Origin of the sequence: Pectobacterium carotovorum, assembly GCF_900129615.1 — a bacterium.
Classification (GTDB): domain Bacteria; phylum Pseudomonadota; class Gammaproteobacteria; order Enterobacterales; family Enterobacteriaceae; genus Pectobacterium; species Pectobacterium carotovorum.
This window is the reverse complement of sequence record NZ_FQWI01000004.1, coordinates 250,527-267,261: the sequence shown is the minus strand read 5'-3', so window position 1 is coordinate 267,261 and position 16,735 is coordinate 250,527. Positions and strand designations below refer to the sequence as shown.

At 52.8% G+C, this 16,735-nt stretch carries 16 protein-coding genes; 12 read left to right on the top strand and 4 right to left on the bottom strand.

Annotated features, from left to right (window positions below):
- Positions 1–2: 2 nt before the first annotated feature.
- The 9 genes from murD to lpxC all read left to right on the top strand — a co-directional run bounded on the left by murD (position 3) and on the right by lpxC (position 10,439).
- The gene (gene murD / locus BUB06_RS10840; RefSeq protein WP_039470047.1) at positions 3–1,319 is read left to right on the top strand and encodes a UDP-N-acetylmuramoyl-L-alanine--D-glutamate ligase; all 1,317 of its coding nucleotides are present in this window, start codon (positions 3–5) and stop codon (positions 1,317–1,319) included.
- Positions 1,319–2,521, top strand: a complete 1,203-nt coding sequence (ftsW, locus tag BUB06_RS10835; RefSeq protein WP_010298016.1) for a cell division protein FtsW — start codon at positions 1,319–1,321, stop codon at positions 2,519–2,521. The genes murD and ftsW overlap by 1 nt, the downstream gene beginning before the upstream one ends.
- Complete coding sequence (murG, locus tag BUB06_RS10830) at positions 2,518–3,609, top strand: undecaprenyldiphospho-muramoylpentapeptide beta-N-acetylglucosaminyltransferase (protein ID WP_039470048.1); 1,092 nt, start codon at positions 2,518–2,520, stop codon at positions 3,607–3,609. The genes ftsW and murG overlap by 4 nt, the downstream gene beginning before the upstream one ends.
- A 62-nt stretch (positions 3,610–3,671) precedes the next feature.
- The gene (gene murC, locus BUB06_RS10825; protein ID WP_039470049.1) at positions 3,672–5,132 is read left to right on the top strand and encodes a UDP-N-acetylmuramate--L-alanine ligase; all 1,461 of its coding nucleotides are present in this window, start codon (positions 3,672–3,674) and stop codon (positions 5,130–5,132) included.
- Positions 5,133–5,140: 8 nt separating this feature from the next.
- A complete protein-coding gene (locus BUB06_RS10820) occupies positions 5,141–6,061 on the top strand; it encodes a D-alanine--D-alanine ligase (RefSeq protein WP_039470050.1) in 921 nt (306 codons plus the stop codon).
- A gap of 1 nt (position 6,062) precedes the next feature.
- Entirely contained in the window at positions 6,063–6,887 is an 825-nt protein-coding gene (gene ftsQ / locus BUB06_RS10815; RefSeq protein WP_029367884.1) for a cell division protein FtsQ, read from the top strand.
- A gap of 53 nt (positions 6,888–6,940) precedes the next feature.
- Positions 6,941–8,197 (top strand): cell division protein FtsA, encoded by a 1,257-nt coding sequence (gene ftsA, locus BUB06_RS10810; protein WP_010298002.1) that lies wholly within the window; start codon positions 6,941–6,943, stop codon positions 8,195–8,197.
- A gap of 68 nt (positions 8,198–8,265) precedes the next feature.
- Complete coding sequence (gene ftsZ / locus BUB06_RS10805) at positions 8,266–9,417, top strand: cell division protein FtsZ (protein WP_005975217.1); 1,152 nt, start codon at positions 8,266–8,268, stop codon at positions 9,415–9,417.
- 104 nt (positions 9,418–9,521) lie between these two features.
- The gene (gene lpxC / locus BUB06_RS10800) at positions 9,522–10,439 is read left to right on the top strand and encodes a UDP-3-O-acyl-N-acetylglucosamine deacetylase (protein WP_029367880.1); all 918 of its coding nucleotides are present in this window, start codon (positions 9,522–9,524) and stop codon (positions 10,437–10,439) included.
- Positions 10,440–10,457: 18 nt separating this feature from the next.
- Here the strand turns inward: lpxC and BUB06_RS10795 are convergent, their stop codons facing one another.
- Entirely contained in the window at positions 10,458–10,985 is a 528-nt protein-coding gene (locus tag BUB06_RS10795; protein ID WP_010297988.1) for a DUF721 domain-containing protein, read from the bottom strand.
- A 26-nt stretch (positions 10,986–11,011) separates the two neighbouring features.
- Here BUB06_RS10795 and secM point away from each other — a divergent pair, with 26 nt between their 5' ends.
- The 3 genes from secM (at position 11,012) to mutT (ending at position 14,828) form a co-directional block, all read left to right on the top strand.
- A complete protein-coding gene (gene secM, locus BUB06_RS10790; protein WP_170310035.1) occupies positions 11,012–11,527 on the top strand; it encodes a secA translation cis-regulator SecM in 516 nt (171 codons plus the stop codon).
- Positions 11,528–11,639: 112 nt separating this feature from the next.
- The gene (secA, locus tag BUB06_RS10785) at positions 11,640–14,342 is read left to right on the top strand and encodes a preprotein translocase subunit SecA (protein WP_039470054.1); all 2,703 of its coding nucleotides are present in this window, start codon (positions 11,640–11,642) and stop codon (positions 14,340–14,342) included.
- 90 nt (positions 14,343–14,432) lie between these two features.
- The gene (gene mutT / locus BUB06_RS10780) at positions 14,433–14,828 is read left to right on the top strand and encodes an 8-oxo-dGTP diphosphatase MutT (RefSeq protein WP_039470056.1); all 396 of its coding nucleotides are present in this window, start codon (positions 14,433–14,435) and stop codon (positions 14,826–14,828) included.
- A gap of 64 nt (positions 14,829–14,892) precedes the next feature.
- Here the strand turns inward: mutT and yacG are convergent, their stop codons facing one another.
- From yacG to coaE, 3 genes are read right to left on the bottom strand one after another with little or no spacing between them, the layout of a single operon-like run.
- Positions 14,893–15,087, bottom strand: a complete 195-nt coding sequence (yacG, locus tag BUB06_RS10775) for a DNA gyrase inhibitor YacG (RefSeq protein ID WP_010297975.1) — start codon at positions 15,085–15,087, stop codon at positions 14,893–14,895.
- A gap of 57 nt (positions 15,088–15,144) precedes the next feature.
- Positions 15,145–15,897, bottom strand: a complete 753-nt coding sequence (zapD, locus tag BUB06_RS10770) for a cell division protein ZapD (protein WP_039470059.1) — start codon at positions 15,895–15,897, stop codon at positions 15,145–15,147.
- A complete protein-coding gene (gene coaE / locus BUB06_RS10765; protein WP_039470062.1) occupies positions 15,890–16,516 on the bottom strand; it encodes a dephospho-CoA kinase in 627 nt (208 codons plus the stop codon). The genes zapD and coaE overlap by 8 nt, the downstream gene beginning before the upstream one ends.
- Between the last annotated feature and the right edge of the window lie 219 nt (positions 16,517–16,735).

Genomic DNA, 16,735 nt, shown 5'->3' with positions numbered 1-16,735 from the left:
ACATGGTGGACTATCAGGGTAAAAAAGTCGTCATTATCGGGTTGGGTCTGACCGGGCTCTCCTGTGTTGATTTCTTTCTCGCGCGTGGTGTTATACCGCGCGTGGTGGATACCCGTATCAGTCCGCCGGGTCTGGATAAGCTGCCGGAGCAGGTGGAGCGACATCTCGGTAGCCTGAATGAAGACTGGTTGATGAGTGCGGATTTGATCGTCGCCAGCCCCGGTGTTGCGTTGGCAACGCCGATTCTGTGTGACGCCGCCGATGCTGGCATTGAAATCGTTGGCGATATCGAACTGTTCTGCCGTGAAGCGCAGGCACCGATTGTGGCGATTACTGGTTCTAACGGTAAAAGCACGGTGACGACGCTGGTCGGCGAAATGGCACGAGCGGCGGGTTGGCAGGTGGGGGTCGGTGGCAACATTGGTCTACCTGCGTTGCAACTGCTTGAACAGCCTGCTCAGCTTTATGTGTTGGAACTGTCGAGTTTCCAGTTGGAAACGACGAGTAGCCTGCACGCTGCTGCGGCAACCATCCTGAACGTGACGGAAGATCACACCAACCGTTACCCGTTTGGTCTACAGCAGTACCGGGCGGCGAAATTGCGTATTTATGAACACGCGGATTTGTGTGTTGTGAATGCTGATGATGCGCTGACCATGCCAGTTCGTGGTGCGGATGCACGCTGCCGCAGCTTTGGGGTTGATGTCGGCGATTATCATCTTAACCGCCAGCAGGGAGAAACCTGGCTGCGGGTGGACGGTGAACGTGTGCTCAATACCCGTGAAATCAAGCTGGTCGGGCAGCACAATTATACGAACGCATTGGCCGCGCTGGCGCTGGCTGATGCCGTGAAGATTCCGCGCTCGTCTGCGCTGACGGCGTTGACGTCATTTACTGGGCTGCCTCATCGCTTTCAAATGGCCTTTGAGCGCAACGGTGTGCGGTGGATCAATGATTCTAAAGCCACCAATGTAGGCAGCACCGAGGCCGCATTGAGCGGTTTGGCGGTAGAAGGCACGCTGCACCTGCTGTTAGGCGGTGACGGTAAATCTGCTGACTTCTCGCCGCTGGTGCCGTATTTGCAGGGCGAACACATTCATGTGTATTGCTTCGGCCAGGATGGGCAACAGCTGGCTGCGCTGCGTCCGGACATTGCCGAGCAGACAGAAACGATGGAACAGGCGATGCGCATCATCGCCGAACGCGTTAAGCCGGGCGATATGGTGCTGCTGTCGCCAGCCTGCGCCAGCCTGGATCAGTTCCGCAGTTTTGAACAGCGAGGCGATGAATTCGCTCGTCTGGCGGAGGAGTTAGGCTGATGCGGTTCTTCGGGCTGGCGTTTATCGAACGCATCAAGAGCTGGGTGATGGGAACGCGCGAAAGCGATACGCTCAGCGTGGTTCTGTACGACAGAACGTTGGTGTGGTTGACGCTTGGGCTGGCCGTGATTGGTTTTGTGATGGTGACGTCGGCTTCTATGCCTGTTGGGCAGCGCCTTGCTAGCGACCCGTTCCTGTTCGCGAAGCGTGATGCGATTTATCTGGGGTTGGCATTTGGCCTGTCGTTAATCACGCTGCGTGTCCCGATGGAGATATGGCAACGTTACAGCCCGGTGCTGCTACTGCTCGCCATGGTTATGTTGTTGGTGGTACTCGCGGTGGGAAGCTCGGTTAACGGTGCCTCACGCTGGATTTCTCTGGGGCCATTGCGTATTCAGCCTGCGGAATTATCCAAGCTGGCGCTGTTTTGCTACCTGTCCAGCTACATGGTGCGCAAAGTTGAAGAAGTGCGAAATAACTTCTGGGGCTTTTGCAAACCAATGGGCGTGATGGTGGTGTTGGCGGTGCTGCTGCTGGCGCAGCCTGACCTCGGTACCGTGGTTGTACTGTTTATTACGACGCTGGCGATGTTGTTTCTGGCTGGCGCCAAGATGTGGCAGTTTCTGGCAATCATCGGCTGTGGCGTGTTTGCCGTTGGCCTGCTGATTGTCGCTGAGCCTTACCGTATGCGCCGTGTGACGTCTTTCTGGAATCCGTGGGACGATCCGTTTGGCAGCGGCTACCAGTTAACGCAATCCCTGATGGCGTTTGGGCGCGGTGAATTCTGGGGGCAAGGGCTGGGGAATTCAGTACAGAAACTGGAATATTTGCCGGAAGCACATACCGATTTCATTTTCTCTATTTTAGGTGAGGAACTCGGCTATATCGGTGTGGTTTTGGCGTTGTTAATGATATTCTTCGTCGCTTTTCGCGCGATGTCTATCGGGAAGCGGGCGTTGGAGATCGATCAGCGCTTTTCGGGCTTTCTGGCATGTTCTATCGGTGTCTGGTTCAGCTTTCAGACGCTGGTGAACGTAGGCGCGGCGGCGGGGATGCTACCGACGAAAGGGCTGACGTTGCCGCTGATCAGTTACGGTGGTTCTAGCCTGCTGATTATGTCGACGGCGATTGTGTTGCTGTTACGCATTGATTTTGAAACGCGTCTGACGAAAGCGCAGGCGTTTACGAGAGGTGCCCGATGAGTGGCGAAGGCAAGCGTTTGATGGTGATGGCTGGCGGTACGGGCGGGCATGTTTTCCCCGGGCTGGCGGTTGCGCACCACCTGATGGCGCAGGGCTGGCAGGTTCGCTGGTTAGGTACGGCGGATCGTATGGAAGCCGATTTGGTGCCTAAGCATGGTATCGAAATTGATTTTATCCGCATTTCTGGCTTGCGTGGTAAAGGCATTCTGGCGCAGTTAAGCGCGCCGATTCGTATTTTTCAGGCAGTGCGTCAGGCGCGGGCGATTATGCGCCGCTACCAGCCTGATGTGGTGCTGGGTATGGGCGGTTACGTTTCCGGCCCCGGCGGCTTGGCAGCCTGGCTGTGTGGCATTCCGGTCGTCCTGCATGAGCAGAATGGGATTGCCGGGTTGACCAACCGCTGGTTATCCCATATCGCAAAAAAGGTATTGCAGGCATTTCCGGGCGCGTTTCCTAAAGCGGACGTCGTGGGTAACCCGGTAAGAACCGATGTGTTGGCGTTGCCTGCGCCAGAAACACGATTAGCCGATCGCTCAGGCCCTGTGAGGGTGCTGGTTGTTGGCGGTAGTCAGGGCGCAAGAGTGCTGAACCAAACGCTACCCGGTGTGGCGGCAGAGTTGGGCGATCGCGTGACGATTTGGCATCAGGTCGGTAAAGGCGCGTTATCAACCGTTCAGCAGACTTACCAGGATGTTGGACAGACGCAGCACAAGATTACCGAATTTATTGATGACATGGCGGGAGCTTACGCTTGGGCGGATGTTGTGGTGTGCCGCTCCGGCGCATTAACCGTCAGTGAAATTGCGGCGGCTGGGTTACCGGCGCTGTTTGTCCCATTCCAACATAAAGATCGGCAGCAGTACTGGAATGCGCTGCCGTTGGAAAAGGCAGGCGCGGCAAAAATTATTGAGCAGCCACAGTTTAGCGTGGCGGCTGTTAGCGAGGTGCTGTCCGGTTGGGATCGCGCAACCTTGCTGACAATGGCGCAAAAAGCCCGCGCAGTGGCGATTCCAGATGCAACCGAACGGGTTGCGGCGGAAGTCAGTGCAGCGGCAGGCAGTCGGGCCACACATGTGGCTCATGGTTAATTAATACAACGTTGTCGGACATACGGCTGTGCGACGACGCTACAAGGTAGCGATAGAATAAAGTGAATACTCAACAACTGGCGAAACTACGTTCAATCGTGCCCGAGATGCATCGCGTCCGGCACATACACTTTGTCGGCATCGGCGGTGCTGGCATGGGTGGTATCGCCGAAGTGTTGGCCAACGAAGGTTATGAGATTAGCGGGTCCGATCTGGCACCGAATGCGGTGACGCAGCAGTTGACCGAACTTGGCGCGCAAATTTATTTCCACCACCGTGCGGAGAATGTTCTGAACGCCAGCGTGGTGGTGGTATCGAGTGCGATTACTGCAGATAACCCTGAGATTGTCGCCGCGCATGACGCACGTATTCCGGTGATCCGTCGTGCCGAGATGTTGGCGGAACTGATGCGTTTTCGTCACGGTATTGCGATTGCGGGTACGCACGGTAAGACGACCACAACGGCGATGGTCAGCAGTATTTACGCGGAAGCGGGATTAGACCCGACGTTTGTGAATGGCGGATTAGTGAAGGCGGCGGGAACGCATGCGCGTTTGGGCTCAAGCCGTTACCTGATTGCGGAAGCAGATGAAAGCGATGCGTCTTTCCTGCATTTGCAGCCGATGGTGGCGATTGTGACCAACATTGAAGCCGACCATATGGACACCTATCAGGGCGATTTTGAGAACCTGAAGCAGACGTTCATCAATTTCCTGCACAACCTGCCGTTTTACGGGCAAGCGGTGATGTGTATTGATGATGCGGTAATCCGTGAGCTGTTACCGCGCGTGGGACGTCATATCACTACGTATGGCTTTAGCGACGATGCCGATGTGCGAATTTCAGGGTATCACCAGACTGGTGCGCAAGGGCATTTTACGCTGGAGCGGAAAGATAAACCGCTGCTCACTGTTACGCTGAATGCGCCGGGGCGTCACAATGCGCTCAACGCAGCGGCGGCGGTTGCGGTGGCGACCGATGAAGGCATTGATGACGAGGCGATTCTGCGCGCGCTTGAGCGTTTTCAGGGCACCGGACGTCGCTTTGATTTCCTCGGTGAGTACCCGCTTGAATTGGTGAATGGGCAAAGCGGTACGGCGATGTTGGTGGATGATTACGGCCACCATCCGACGGAAGTTGATGCCACGATTAAAGCTGCCCGTGCTGGGTGGCCGAATAAGCGGTTAGTCATGATTTTTCAGCCGCATCGCTATACGCGAACCCGCGATTTGTATGATGATTTCGCGCATGTGTTATCACAGGTTGACGTGCTGCTGATGTTGGATGTGTATTCCGCTGGAGAGTCGCCGATTCCAGGCGCGGACAGCCGTTCGCTGTGCCGTACGATTCGCGGAAGAGGTAAGATTGATCCGATTCTGGTGACGGATGTGGATACTTTACCGGAACTGTTGTCACAGGCGCTGCGAGGTGAAGACCTGATTTTGGTTCAGGGCGCCGGCAACATCGGTAAACTGGCGCGTAAACTGGCTGATTCCAGATTACAGCCACAGATGAGTGAATGAGGAACATCATGACTGAGAAAGTTGCTGTATTGCTTGGTGGAACCTCTGCCGAACGTGAAGTCTCGTTACTTTCCGGTCAGGCGGTTTTGGCTGGTCTGAAAGAAGCGGGCATCAATGCGCATGCGGTTGATACCCGTGACGTCTCTGTGACGACGTTAAAAGAAGAAGGTTTCACCAAAATATTCATCGCCTTACATGGTCGTGGTGGCGAAGACGGTACATTGCAGGGCGTTCTGGAATTCCTGGGCTTGCCTTATACCGGTAGCGGTGTCATGGCATCCGCACTGACGATGGATAAACTCCGCACCAAACAGGTGTGGCAAGCCGTGGGATTGCCGGTATCGCCGTATGTAGCGCTAGATCGTCGCCAATATTCGGAAACGGCGGCAAACGCCTTGTTGGCGAAGTTTACCCATCTCGGCTTGCCGCTGATCGTTAAGCCAAGCCGTGAAGGTTCCAGCGTGGGTATGAGCAAAGTGAATACGCTTAGCGAACTGCCTGCGGCATTGGAAGAAGCATTCCGTCACGATGACGATATTTTGGTCGAGAAATGGCTGAGCGGCCCAGAGTATACGGTGGCTATCCTGGGTGATGAAGTGTTGCCTTCTATTCGTATTCAGCCTGCGGGTACGTTTTACGATTATGAAGCGAAGTATTTATCGGATGATACGCAGTATTTCTGTCCGAGTGGTTTGCCGGATGAGCAAGAGCAAGCATTAGCTGGATTGGCGATGGCGGCTTATCGTGCGGTGGGTTGCAGCGGGTGGGGACGTGTCGATTTTATGCTGGATAGCGACGGCGCCTTCTATCTGCTTGAAGTGAATACGTCTCCAGGGATGACGAGCCACAGCCTGGTTCCTATGGCCGCGCGCCAACGTGGGCTGACTTTCTCGCAACTGGTCGTGAAAATTTTAGAGCTCGCTGGCTGATATGTCGCAGGCAGCGCTGAATACACGCGGACGAGAGCCTGAAACGAAAGGAACACGTCGCAGTAATGGAGGCCAATTGGCAGGGATGATTTTCCTGCTGATGGTGATAGGGACGATCGTCTGGGGAAGCTGGATGGTAGTGGGGTGGATGAAAGATGCCAGCCGCTTACCGCTCTCCCGCATGGCAGTGACAGGGGAAAGGCAGTACACCACCAACGACGATATCCGTCAGGCCATTTTGTCGTTGGGGTCGCCGGGAACGTTCATGACACAGGATGTGAACGTGATCCAGCAGCAGATTGAACGCCTGTCGTGGATAAAACAGGCCAGCGTGCGCAAGCAGTGGCCGGACGAATTAAAGATTCATCTGGTTGAATATGTTCCGGTAGCACGTTGGAATGACCAGCTAATGGTTGATGCGGAAGGAAATTCGTTCAGTGTACCCGCCGAACGTATTGGCAATCGCAAGATGCCGCTGCTGTATGGTCCAGAAGGTAGTGAAGCAGAAGTGCTGGAAGGCTATCGCACAATGAATCAGACGCTGGCCGCCGGGAAGTTTACGTTAAAGACGGTTGCGATGAGCGCACGGCATTCGTGGCAACTAGGATTAGACGATGATACTCGCCTTGAGTTGGGGCGGGACGATAGGGCCAAACGTCTGCAACGCTTTATCGAGCTGTATCCGCTGTTGCAGCGGCAGGCTCAGAGCGAAAACAAACGTATCAGCCATGTGGACTTGCGGTACGACAGCGGGGCCGCGATAGGCTGGGCTCCAGCCTTGCTTGATCAACAAAACGTTGATCGGCAACGAGTTGGTCAGCACTAAGACATTGATCAGCAACAGAACAGTAACCAGAAACAAGCACAGGCTAAACAACAATGATCAAGTCGACGGACAGAAAACTGGTAGTTGGGCTGGAAATCGGTACAGCAAAAGTGGCTGCGCTGGTAGGGGAAGTTCTGCCCGATGGCATGGTCAACATTATTGGCGTAGGCAGTTGCCCGTCACGCGGTATGGATAAAGGCGGCGTAAACGATCTGGAATCGGTCGTTAAATGTGTTCAGCGCGCTATTGATCAGGCTGAGTTGATGGCAGACTGCCAGATCTCCTCCGTGTATCTGGCGCTCTCGGGAAAACACATCAGCTGCCAGAATGAAATAGGGATGGTGCCTATTTCAGAGGAAGAGGTCACGCAGGACGACGTGGAAAGCGTGGTGCATACCGCTAAATCCGTGCGTGTGCGTGATGAACACCGTGTGCTCCATGTGATTCCACAGGAGTACGCGATCGATTATCAGGAAGGGATTAAAAACCCGGTTGGCTTATCTGGCGTGCGTATGCAGGCGAAAGTCCACCTGATAACCTGCCATAACGATATGGCGAAGAACATTGTTAAAGCCGTTGAACGCTGCGGCTTAAAGGTCGACCAGCTTATTTTTGCAGGGCTGGCTTCCAGTTATGCGGTGCTGACTGAAGACGAACGTGAGCTGGGCGTGTGTGTTGTTGATATCGGCGGCGGTACAATGGACATCGCGGTCTATACCGGCGGCGCATTGCGACACACTAAAGTGATTCCGTATGCGGGCAATGTGGTTACCAGCGATATTGCCTACGCATTTGGTACGCCGCCGACGGATGCCGAAGCGATCAAGGTGCGCCACGGCTGTGCGTTAGGCGCGATTGTTGGCAAAGATGAGAATGTGGAAGTCCCGAGCGTTGGAGGACGTCCACCCCGCAGTCTGCAAAGACAGACATTGGCGGAAGTGATTGAACCACGTTACACCGAGCTGTTGAACTTGGTGAACGATGAACTTTTACAGTTGCAGGAGCAGTTGCGTCAACAAGGCGTGAAACACCATCTGGCGGCAGGGATTGTGCTGACGGGCGGTGCCGCGCAAATAGACGGTCTGGCGGCCTGTGCGCAGCGTGTGTTCCATACACAAGTGCGTATTGGACAACCAATGAATATAACAGGGCTGACGGATTATGCCCAAGAGCCTTATTACTCAACGGCGGTTGGGTTGCTGCATTACGGAAAAGAATCTCATCTGGGTGGTGAGCATGAAGTCGAAAAACGTGCCTCAGTGAGCAACTGGTTCAAGCGAATCAACAGCTGGTTGAGGAAAGAATTTTAATTTTATCAAAGAGATCACCTGGCACAGTTTTATGATCTCGCAGTTACAGGCACAAACGGAGAGAAATTATGTTTGAACCAATGGAATTAACCAACGACGCGGTGATTAAAGTCATCGGCGTCGGTGGCGGCGGTGGTAATGCCGTCGAACACATGGTGCGTGAGCGCATCGAAGGCGTCGAGTTCTTTGCGGTCAACACGGATGCGCAGGCATTACGTAAAACAGCTGTTGGCCAGACTATTCAGATCGGTAGTGGCATCACGAAAGGTCTGGGTGCAGGCGCTAACCCAGAAGTCGGCCGTAATTCGGCTGAAGAAGATCGTGAAGCACTGCGTTCAGCACTGGAAGGTGCGGACATGGTGTTTATCGCCGCAGGTATGGGCGGTGGTACGGGAACTGGTGCTGCACCAGTTGTTGCCGAAGTTGCAAAAGACCTGGGTATTCTGACTGTCGCTGTCGTGACCAAGCCTTTCAACTTTGAAGGCAAAAAGCGTATGGCGTTTGCAGAGCAGGGTATCGCCGAGCTGTCTAAGCACGTCGACTCGCTGATCACCATTCCAAACGACAAACTGCTGAAAGTGCTGGGACGCGGTATCTCCCTGCTGGATGCATTTGGCGCGGCAAACGATGTACTGAAAGGCGCGGTGCAAGGTATTGCCGAGCTGATCACACGTCCGGGCCTGATGAACGTCGACTTTGCAGACGTGCGTACCGTGATGTCCGAAATGGGTTATGCCATGATGGGTTCCGGTGTTGCGCGTGGTGAAGACCGTGCAGAAGAAGCGGCTGAAATGGCGATCTCCAGTCCACTGTTGGAAGACATCGATCTGTCTGGCGCACGTGGCGTGTTGGTCAACATCACGGCGGGCTTTGACCTGCGTCTGGATGAGTTCGAGACGGTAGGTAACACCATCCGTGCATTCGCGTCCGATAATGCGACAGTCGTAATCGGTACGTCGCTTGACCCGGAAATGAATGATGAACTGCGTGTCACGGTTGTTGCGACGGGTATCGGCATGGACAAGCGTCCTGAGATTACTCTGGTAACGAACAAGCAGGCCAGCCAGCCTGTGATGGATCATCGTTATCAGCAACACGGTATGACGCCGCTGGCGCAGGAAAAACCGGCTGCCAAAGTGGTTAACGACCAGAATCCGCAGACGAATAAAGAGCCAGACTATCTGGATATCCCAGCGTTTCTGCGTAAGCAGGCAGACTAATTTGCTGCCAGATAACGTTGGAATCTCCGCTCTTTGTGCTAAACTGTGCCACCGAACCTGGTTTATACTAGGTTCGTAGGTTCAGTAACATGCGAGATAAAATGATGATCAAACAACGTACATTAAAACGTATTGTTCAGGCGACTGGTGTCGGGTTACATACCGGCAAGAAGGTCACGTTGACCATGCGTCCTGCACCGGCAAATACCGGGGTCATCTATCGTCGCACAGACTTGAATCCCCCGGTTGATTTTCCGGCTGATGCAAAATCCGTGCGTGATACCATGCTCTGTACTTGCCTGGTTAATGAGCATGACGTCCGTATTTCTACGGTGGAGCATCTTAACGCTGCACTTGCAGGGTTGGGCATTGACAATATTGTCATTGATGTTGACGCGCCAGAAATTCCAATTATGGATGGCAGCGCCAGCCCGTTCGTTTACCTGCTGTTAGATGCGGGTATCGAAGAGCTGAATTGTGCCAAGAAATTCGTACGTATCAAACAGTCCGTTCGCGTTGAAGATGGCGACAAGTGGGCAGAAATGAAACCGTTTAACGGCTTCAGCTTGGATTTCACTATCGACTTCAACCACCCGGCGATTGATGCGGGCAACCAGCGCTATCGTTTGGATTTCTCCGCTGATGCGTTTGTTCGCCAGATCAGCCGTGCGCGTACATTCGGCTTCATGCGCGATATCGAATACTTGCAGTCTCGTGGGTTGTGCCTGGGCGGCAGTATGGATTGTGCCATCGTCGTTGACGATTACCGCGTACTGAACGAAGACGGTCTGCGTTTTGAAGATGAGTTTGTCCGCCATAAAATGCTGGATGCCATCGGTGACCTGTTTATGTGTGGCTACAACATCATCGGTGCGTTTTCTGCGTTTAAATCTGGACACGCGCTGAACAACAAACTGTTGCAGGCTGTGCTGGCAAATCAGGAAGCGTGGGAATACGTGACCTTTGAAGACGAAGCTGAAATGCCGTTGGCGTTTAAAGCACCGTCTATCGTGCTGGCGTAACGCTTGAAATTGAAGTAATCATTTCTTATTACGACTGGTTTTATTGGTACTCTCTCCGGCCAATGAGGCCAGTCGTTCTAATATCTTTCTGAGTTTTTCGGGGCTGTTGCCTGCTAACGTCCTCAATGTCTCCGCACTTTGTTCACTCAACTGACGCAACGGTTTATCGTCGGTATTTTCCGTCGCTGCAATGTCACTATTTTTCACGATTTCATGCCCTTTTGCGGCAAGCGTTGGATTAATCCTGATGTCGATTGAAGCCAATGATGGTAGTATTTGTGCGCGTAATGCAGAGAGCAGCGCAGGCTGTTCGTAACGTAACCGCATCAGCCAACTTGCGTTGGCGGTTTCCAGTATCAGTAAACCTTGCCGGTAATTAGCGACGCGGCACCATGGGTGCAACGGTGCAGGCAGTAATCCGCGTACGGCACGGTTGAGTTTTAATAAGGCGATAGCGCGTTGTTGCACATCTTGTAGCGGGCCTTTACCCGACATGGATGCGCTATCAAACAGAAATTCCAGTGATTGTGGGCGGCTATCACGCATAGACCTGGCTCCGGTGGATGTTACTCGTGATTGGTATTCTAAATCGTTGGCGGCAATTTGGCAGACGTTATTTCTGGCCGCATCTCTTATTAGGGATGGTCGCGGCGAGTCTTGGCCTGCCGACAAGCCTGAACGACTCACAGGATATCGCCTCACTCCCTAATTCAAGCTCCAGTGTTAGTCGCCAGAATAACGTATCGCTGAACCTTACCGATCTGGTCGCGCTGAAGGAAGCGCATCGGCGCTCGTCCTACAGCGTTGACTACTGGCATCAGCATGCGATTCGTACGGTAATTCGCCACCTTTCTTTTGCGTTGACGACGCCACAGACGGCTAGTGCCCAGCAGGTTGACGATCTTCAACCTCATTCTCTGGTTTTGCTGGATACGCTAAATGCGTTGCTGACGCAGGATTCCCAGTATCCCTTTGTGATCTCCCCCCATGCTGGGCGCGTCACTTTTTATCCTCAGGCACACCATCAAATCGGCATCTGGCTTGCCCAAATCCGCGGCATCCGTGCAGGACCTTCCCTTCTCAGCTGAAAGTGTAGTGGATAATTAGCTGAAGAAATTTCTCTCGTTTTTTGCTGAGTTTCTCAGTTTTTCGATGTTGTGTTGCCACTGGATACGTGGCATTTGTGAGATTAAAACTATTATGGTCATGAATATCCTAACCAAAATTTTTGGTAGCCGTAACGATCGTACGCTGCGTCGTATGCGTAAAAATGTTGATGTCATCAGTCGTTTAGAGCCGGAAATGGAAAAACTTTCAGATGAGGAACTGCAAGCGAAAACGCTGGAGTTCCGTGTTCGTCTGGAAAAAGGCGCGACGCTGGAGAGCCTGCTGCCAGAAGCCTTCGCCGTGGTGCGTGAATCCAGTAAGCGTGTATTTGGTATGCGCCACTTCGACGTGCAGCTTCTCGGCGGTATGGTACTGAACGAACGCTGCATCGCGGAGATGCGTACCGGTGAAGGTAAAACGCTGACGGCAACTCTGCCTGCGTACCTGAATGCGCTGACGGGTCGTGGCGTACACGTGGTTACCGTGAACGACTATCTGGCACAGCGTGATGCCGAAAATAACCGTCCGCTGTTTGAGTTCCTTGGCCTGAGCGTCGGTATCAACCTGCCGGGAATGCCTGCTCCGGCGAAGCGTGAAGCGTATGCTGCAGACATTACCTACGGTACCAATAACGAATACGGTTTTGACTACCTGCGTGACAACATGGCGTTCAGCCCAGAAGAACGTGTACAGCGTAAATTGTACTACGCGCTGGTGGATGAGGTTGACTCCATCCTGATCGATGAAGCGCGTACGCCGCTGATCATTTCTGGCCCGGCTGAAGACAGCTCTGAGCTTTATATCAGCGTCAATAAAATCATCCCTCACCTGATCCGTCAGGAGAAAGAAGATTCGGATACCTTCCATGGCGAAGGCCACTTCTCTGTTGATGAGAAAGCGCGTCAGGTTAACCTCACCGAGCGTGGTCTGGTTCTGGTCGAAGAACTTCTGGTGAAAGAAGGCATTATGGAAGAGGGCGAGTCGCTGTACTCTCCGACCAATATTATGCTGATGCACCATGTTACCGCCGCGCTGCGTGCGCACGTGCTCTTTACCCGCGATGTGGACTACATTGTGAAAGACGGTGAAGTAATCATCGTCGACGAACACACTGGCCGTACCATGCAGGGACGTCGCTGGTCTGATGGTTTGCATCAGGCTGTAGAAGCGAAAGAGAAGGTGACCATTCAGAATGAAAACCAGACGCTGGCTTCCATTACCTTCCAGAACTACTTCCGCCTGTATGAAAAACTGGCCGGTATGACTGGTACGGCAGATACCGAAGCGTTCGAATTCAGCTCCATCTATAAGCTGGATACGATTGTGGTGCCGACTAACCGTCCGATGATTCGTAAAGACTTGCCTGACCTGGTCTACATGACCGAGCAGGAAAAAATCGATGCCATCATTGAAGATATCAAAGACCGCTCTGTAAAAGGCCAGCCTATTCTGGTCGGTACGATCTCCATTGAAAAATCAGAAGTGGTTTCTCAGGCGCTGGAAAAAGCGGGCATCAAACACAATGTGTTGAATGCGAAATTCCACGCCATGGAAGCGGACATCGTTGCACAAGCTGGTCAGTCTGGTGCGGTCACCATCGCGACCAACATGGCCGGTCGTGGTACGGACATCGTATTGGGTGGTAGCTGGCAGGCAGAAGTCGCACATCTGGAAAACCCAGATGACGCACAAATTGCAGAAATCAAAGCGGCCTGGAAAGTGCGCCATGATGCGGTGTTGGCTGCGGGTGGTTTGCATATTATCGGTACAGAGCGCCATGAATCTCGCCGTATCGATAACCAGTTGCGTGGTCGTTCTGGTCGCCAAGGGGATGCGGGTTCATCACGCTTCTATCTGTCGATGGAAGATGCGCTGATGCGTATTTTTGCCTCCGATCGCGTTTCCAACATGATGCGCAAGCTAGGTATGAAACCGGGCGAAGCGATTGAGCACCCGTGGGTCACCAAGGCGATTGCTAACGCCCAGCGTAAAGTGGAAAGCCGTAACTTTGATATTCGTAAACAACTGCTGGAATACGATGATGTGGCGAACGACCAACGTCGTGCGATCTACACACAGCGTAACGAACTGCTGGATGTGTCCGATATCAGTGAAACCATCACCAGTATTCGTGAGGATGTGTTTAAAGCGACTATCGACAGCTATATTCCACCGGAATCTCTGGAAGAAATGTGGGATACGGAAGGTCTGGAACAGCGCCTGAAGAACGACTTCGATCTGGATATGCCGATCAAGGCGTGGCTGGATAAAGAGCATGAGCTGCACGAAGAAACGCTGCGTGAGCGTATTTTCCAGCAGGCGCTTGAGGTTTATCATCGCAAAGAAGAAGTGGTTGGCGCTGAAGTCATGCGCAACTTCGAGAAAGGCGTGATGTTGCAGACGCTGGATTCCTTGTGGAAAGAGCATCTGGCAGCAATGGATTACCTGCGTCAGGGCATCCATCTGCGTGGCTATGCACAGAAAGATCCGAAGCAAGAATATAAGCGTGAGTCGTTCTCTATGTTTGCCGCGATGCTGGAATCACTGAAATATGAAGTGATCAGTACGCTGAGCAAAGTCCAGGTGAGAATGCCGGAAGAAATTGAAGCGTTGGAGCAACAACGCCGCGAAGAAGCTGAGCGTTTGGCACAGCAGCAACAGTTTAGCCATCAGGAAGAAGATAGCCTGAATACGGGTTCACCTGCGCAGGCAGACCGTAAAATTGGACGTAACGACCCTTGCCCATGTGGTTCAGGCAAGAAATATAAGCAGTGCCACGGTCGCTTACAGAAATAATTGACTGCTGAATCCAGTGATTAAAATGTGATAAGTACAAGGGCGGTCATTGACCGCCTTTTACTTGATAAGAACCTGATAGGAAGTGTCATGACGCAAAAACAGTTATCCGTCGCGGTCGGCATCATCCGCAATGCGGAGCAGCAATATTTCATTGCTCGCCGCCCTGATGGCGTGCATATGGCAGGGATGTGGGAATTTCCCGGCGGTAAAGTTGAAGAGGGCGAAACGCCAGAGCAGGCGCTGATTCGTGAACTGCATGAAGAAACGGGTATCGAAGCCAGCGCACCACAGGCGCTAAACGACAAAACGTTTTCTACGCCGGAGAGAATCATCACGCTTCATTTCTTTCTGGTTGAAACGTGGCAGGGGGAACCCTATGGCCGGGAAGGTCAGGAATCTCGCTGGGTTAACGTAGACGAATTACGTGAGGAAGAATTTCCGCCAGCGAATGCGGAGATGATCCGCTGGCTGAAATCGCTTTAATCTAGCTTTACTTTTTCCTGTCTGAAAGCCCCTGCCTTCAAACTATAGTAGCGGAACGCGGCCGTTAGCGCGTTTCGCTCCATTCTTCACTATCAGAAACCATATCATCACTTGGAATGCGCTTTTCTTCATCAGCCCATTCACCCAAATCGATGAGCTGACAACGTTTGCTGCAAAATGGGCGATAGATGCTGGCTGCTTCCCAGATGACCGCCTGTTTGCAGGTTGGGCATTTCACCGTCGTAACTTCTGTTGTCATAAGATTCTTTTTCACTCTATTTGTGATTTAACACATTCTGGTTTGTCAGGGCTGAGTCTAGCAGCAGGCCAGTTCAAATGTTAAACGCGGAGGAATGTGGCCGTTTTCGCTATCTAATGGCAGAAAACGGATGGCATAGCGTGTCTTATGGCCAGATATCTGCGGATAGAGCTGATGTACCTGTTCAAGGCGCAAACGTAGCAGGTCAGCATCGGAGGCATTGTCCTGAAAGAAACCGTTCAGGCTGGTCTGCGGGCGAAACGTGCCGGAGTGGCGGATCAGTTCCAGGATCATATCCAGCGCTTGTTTGAGCGGCGACAACGAGTTAAGCCAGCCGGAAACCAATTTTTCACGCAGTTCCTGAGGCTGGTGCAGCCAGCTATGCAGAGTGGGCAGATCGAAACTACAGCATCCGCCGGGAATACCAAGACGCTGGCGTACCATGCCAATCAGGCGATCTTCCCGTAAGAACTGCCCCATTCGTGGTGCGGCCATCAACGTACTGGCCAGATCTTTCAACTGGCGTCTCAACGTATGAATACGCTCCATGTCAACGCCCGGTACATCACTCCATTGCAGCAGTTTTTGCTGTTGCCGCTCCAGATCTTTCAGCAGCTCAGTACGGACATCTCCACGTTCCAGCACATCGAGCAGTTCGGCGATAGCACGAAAAAATGTCAGAGCGCCTCCCATATCGGTCAGGGAGTGGTTTTGATGCAACTGCTGCAATAATGACTCGATACGCAACCAGGTACGTGTTTTTTCGTTCAGCGGGTATTCGAATAAAATCGTTGAGGGAGCGTCACTCATTCTTAGTCATCCTGTCGGCTGCTGAGGCGGCGAGCTCCAGGTACTGGCGGTGTAATTCCGCAACCTGTGGAGCCAGCTCGTTCGGGCAGCGACTGTTATCAATAATATCATCGGCATAAGCCAGGCGCTGTTCTCGGGTAGCCTGTGCTGCCAGTATGTTTTCTGCTTGCTGCCGACTGATGCCATCGCGAGCTAGCGTGCGTGCAAGCTGTGTTTCTTTGTCTACATCAACGACCAGAATACGCTGGGCTCGCTGTTGTAAACCGTTCTCCACCAGTAAAGGGACGACCCACAGAATGTACGGTGCGGACGCAACCTGAAACTGGGCCTGTGTTTCCTGATGGATCAACGGATGGAGTAAATTATTCAGCCACTGTTTCTCCGCCGGTGAGGAAAAAATCCGTTGGCGTAGTGCGGCACGATCCAATGAACCATCGGTATTGAGCATAGCGTCGCCAAACCGGAGCCTGATGGCATCCAGTGCGGGTTTCCCAGGCTCGACTACCTGACGCGCGATGATATCCGCATCAACGATAGTGGCCCCTAATGTGGCAAATTCATCAGCAACGGTGCTTTTTCCGCTGCCGATACCGCCCGTTAAGGCTACGATGTATGTCATTGCACCCGTGTTGAAAAGTTAACATCTCTACTATTTTCAAAGGTGAGGAATTGTGTTCCTGCCTCTTTGAAGTCAATCAGGCATCAACCGCAGTGTGCTTCACGTTATCACTTTGCTGGGTGATAGGTAAATTTCTCTGATTTTATCCCAAATAAAGTGAAAATCGCAGTCTTGCCGCAGGATTATTCCTGCGTATGATAACGTCACTGGTAAAGGGCT

Excerpts from the sequence above, each read along its gene's own strand:
- murD (WP_039470047.1), top strand. The coding sequence starts at position 3 with ATGGTGGACTATCAGGGTAAAAAAGTCGTCATTATCGGGTTGGGTCTG.
- ftsW (WP_010298016.1), top strand. The coding sequence starts at position 1,319 with ATGCGGTTCTTCGGGCTGGCGTTTATCGAACGCATCAAGAGCTGGGTG.
- murG (WP_039470048.1), top strand. The coding sequence starts at position 2,518 with ATGAGTGGCGAAGGCAAGCGTTTGATGGTGATGGCTGGCGGTACGGGC.
- BUB06_RS10820 (WP_039470050.1), top strand. The coding sequence starts at position 5,141 with ATGACTGAGAAAGTTGCTGTATTGCTTGGTGGAACCTCTGCCGAACGT.
- ftsQ (WP_029367884.1), top strand. The coding sequence starts at position 6,063 with ATGTCGCAGGCAGCGCTGAATACACGCGGACGAGAGCCTGAAACGAAA.
- ftsA (WP_010298002.1), top strand. The coding sequence starts at position 6,941 with ATGATCAAGTCGACGGACAGAAAACTGGTAGTTGGGCTGGAAATCGGT.
- ftsZ (WP_005975217.1), top strand. The coding sequence starts at position 8,266 with ATGTTTGAACCAATGGAATTAACCAACGACGCGGTGATTAAAGTCATC.
- lpxC (WP_029367880.1), top strand. The coding sequence starts at position 9,522 with ATGATCAAACAACGTACATTAAAACGTATTGTTCAGGCGACTGGTGTC.
- BUB06_RS10795 (WP_010297988.1), bottom strand. The coding sequence starts at position 10,985 with ATGCGTGATAGCCGCCCACAATCACTGGAATTTCTGTTTGATAGCGCA.
- secA (WP_039470054.1), top strand. The coding sequence starts at position 11,640 with ATGGTCATGAATATCCTAACCAAAATTTTTGGTAGCCGTAACGATCGT.
- mutT (WP_039470056.1), top strand. The coding sequence starts at position 14,433 with ATGACGCAAAAACAGTTATCCGTCGCGGTCGGCATCATCCGCAATGCG.
- yacG (WP_010297975.1), bottom strand. The coding sequence starts at position 15,087 with ATGACAACAGAAGTTACGACGGTGAAATGCCCAACCTGCAAACAGGCG.
- zapD (WP_039470059.1), bottom strand. The coding sequence starts at position 15,897 with ATGAGTGACGCTCCCTCAACGATTTTATTCGAATACCCGCTGAACGAA.
- coaE (WP_039470062.1), bottom strand. The coding sequence starts at position 16,516 with ATGACATACATCGTAGCCTTAACGGGCGGTATCGGCAGCGGAAAAAGC.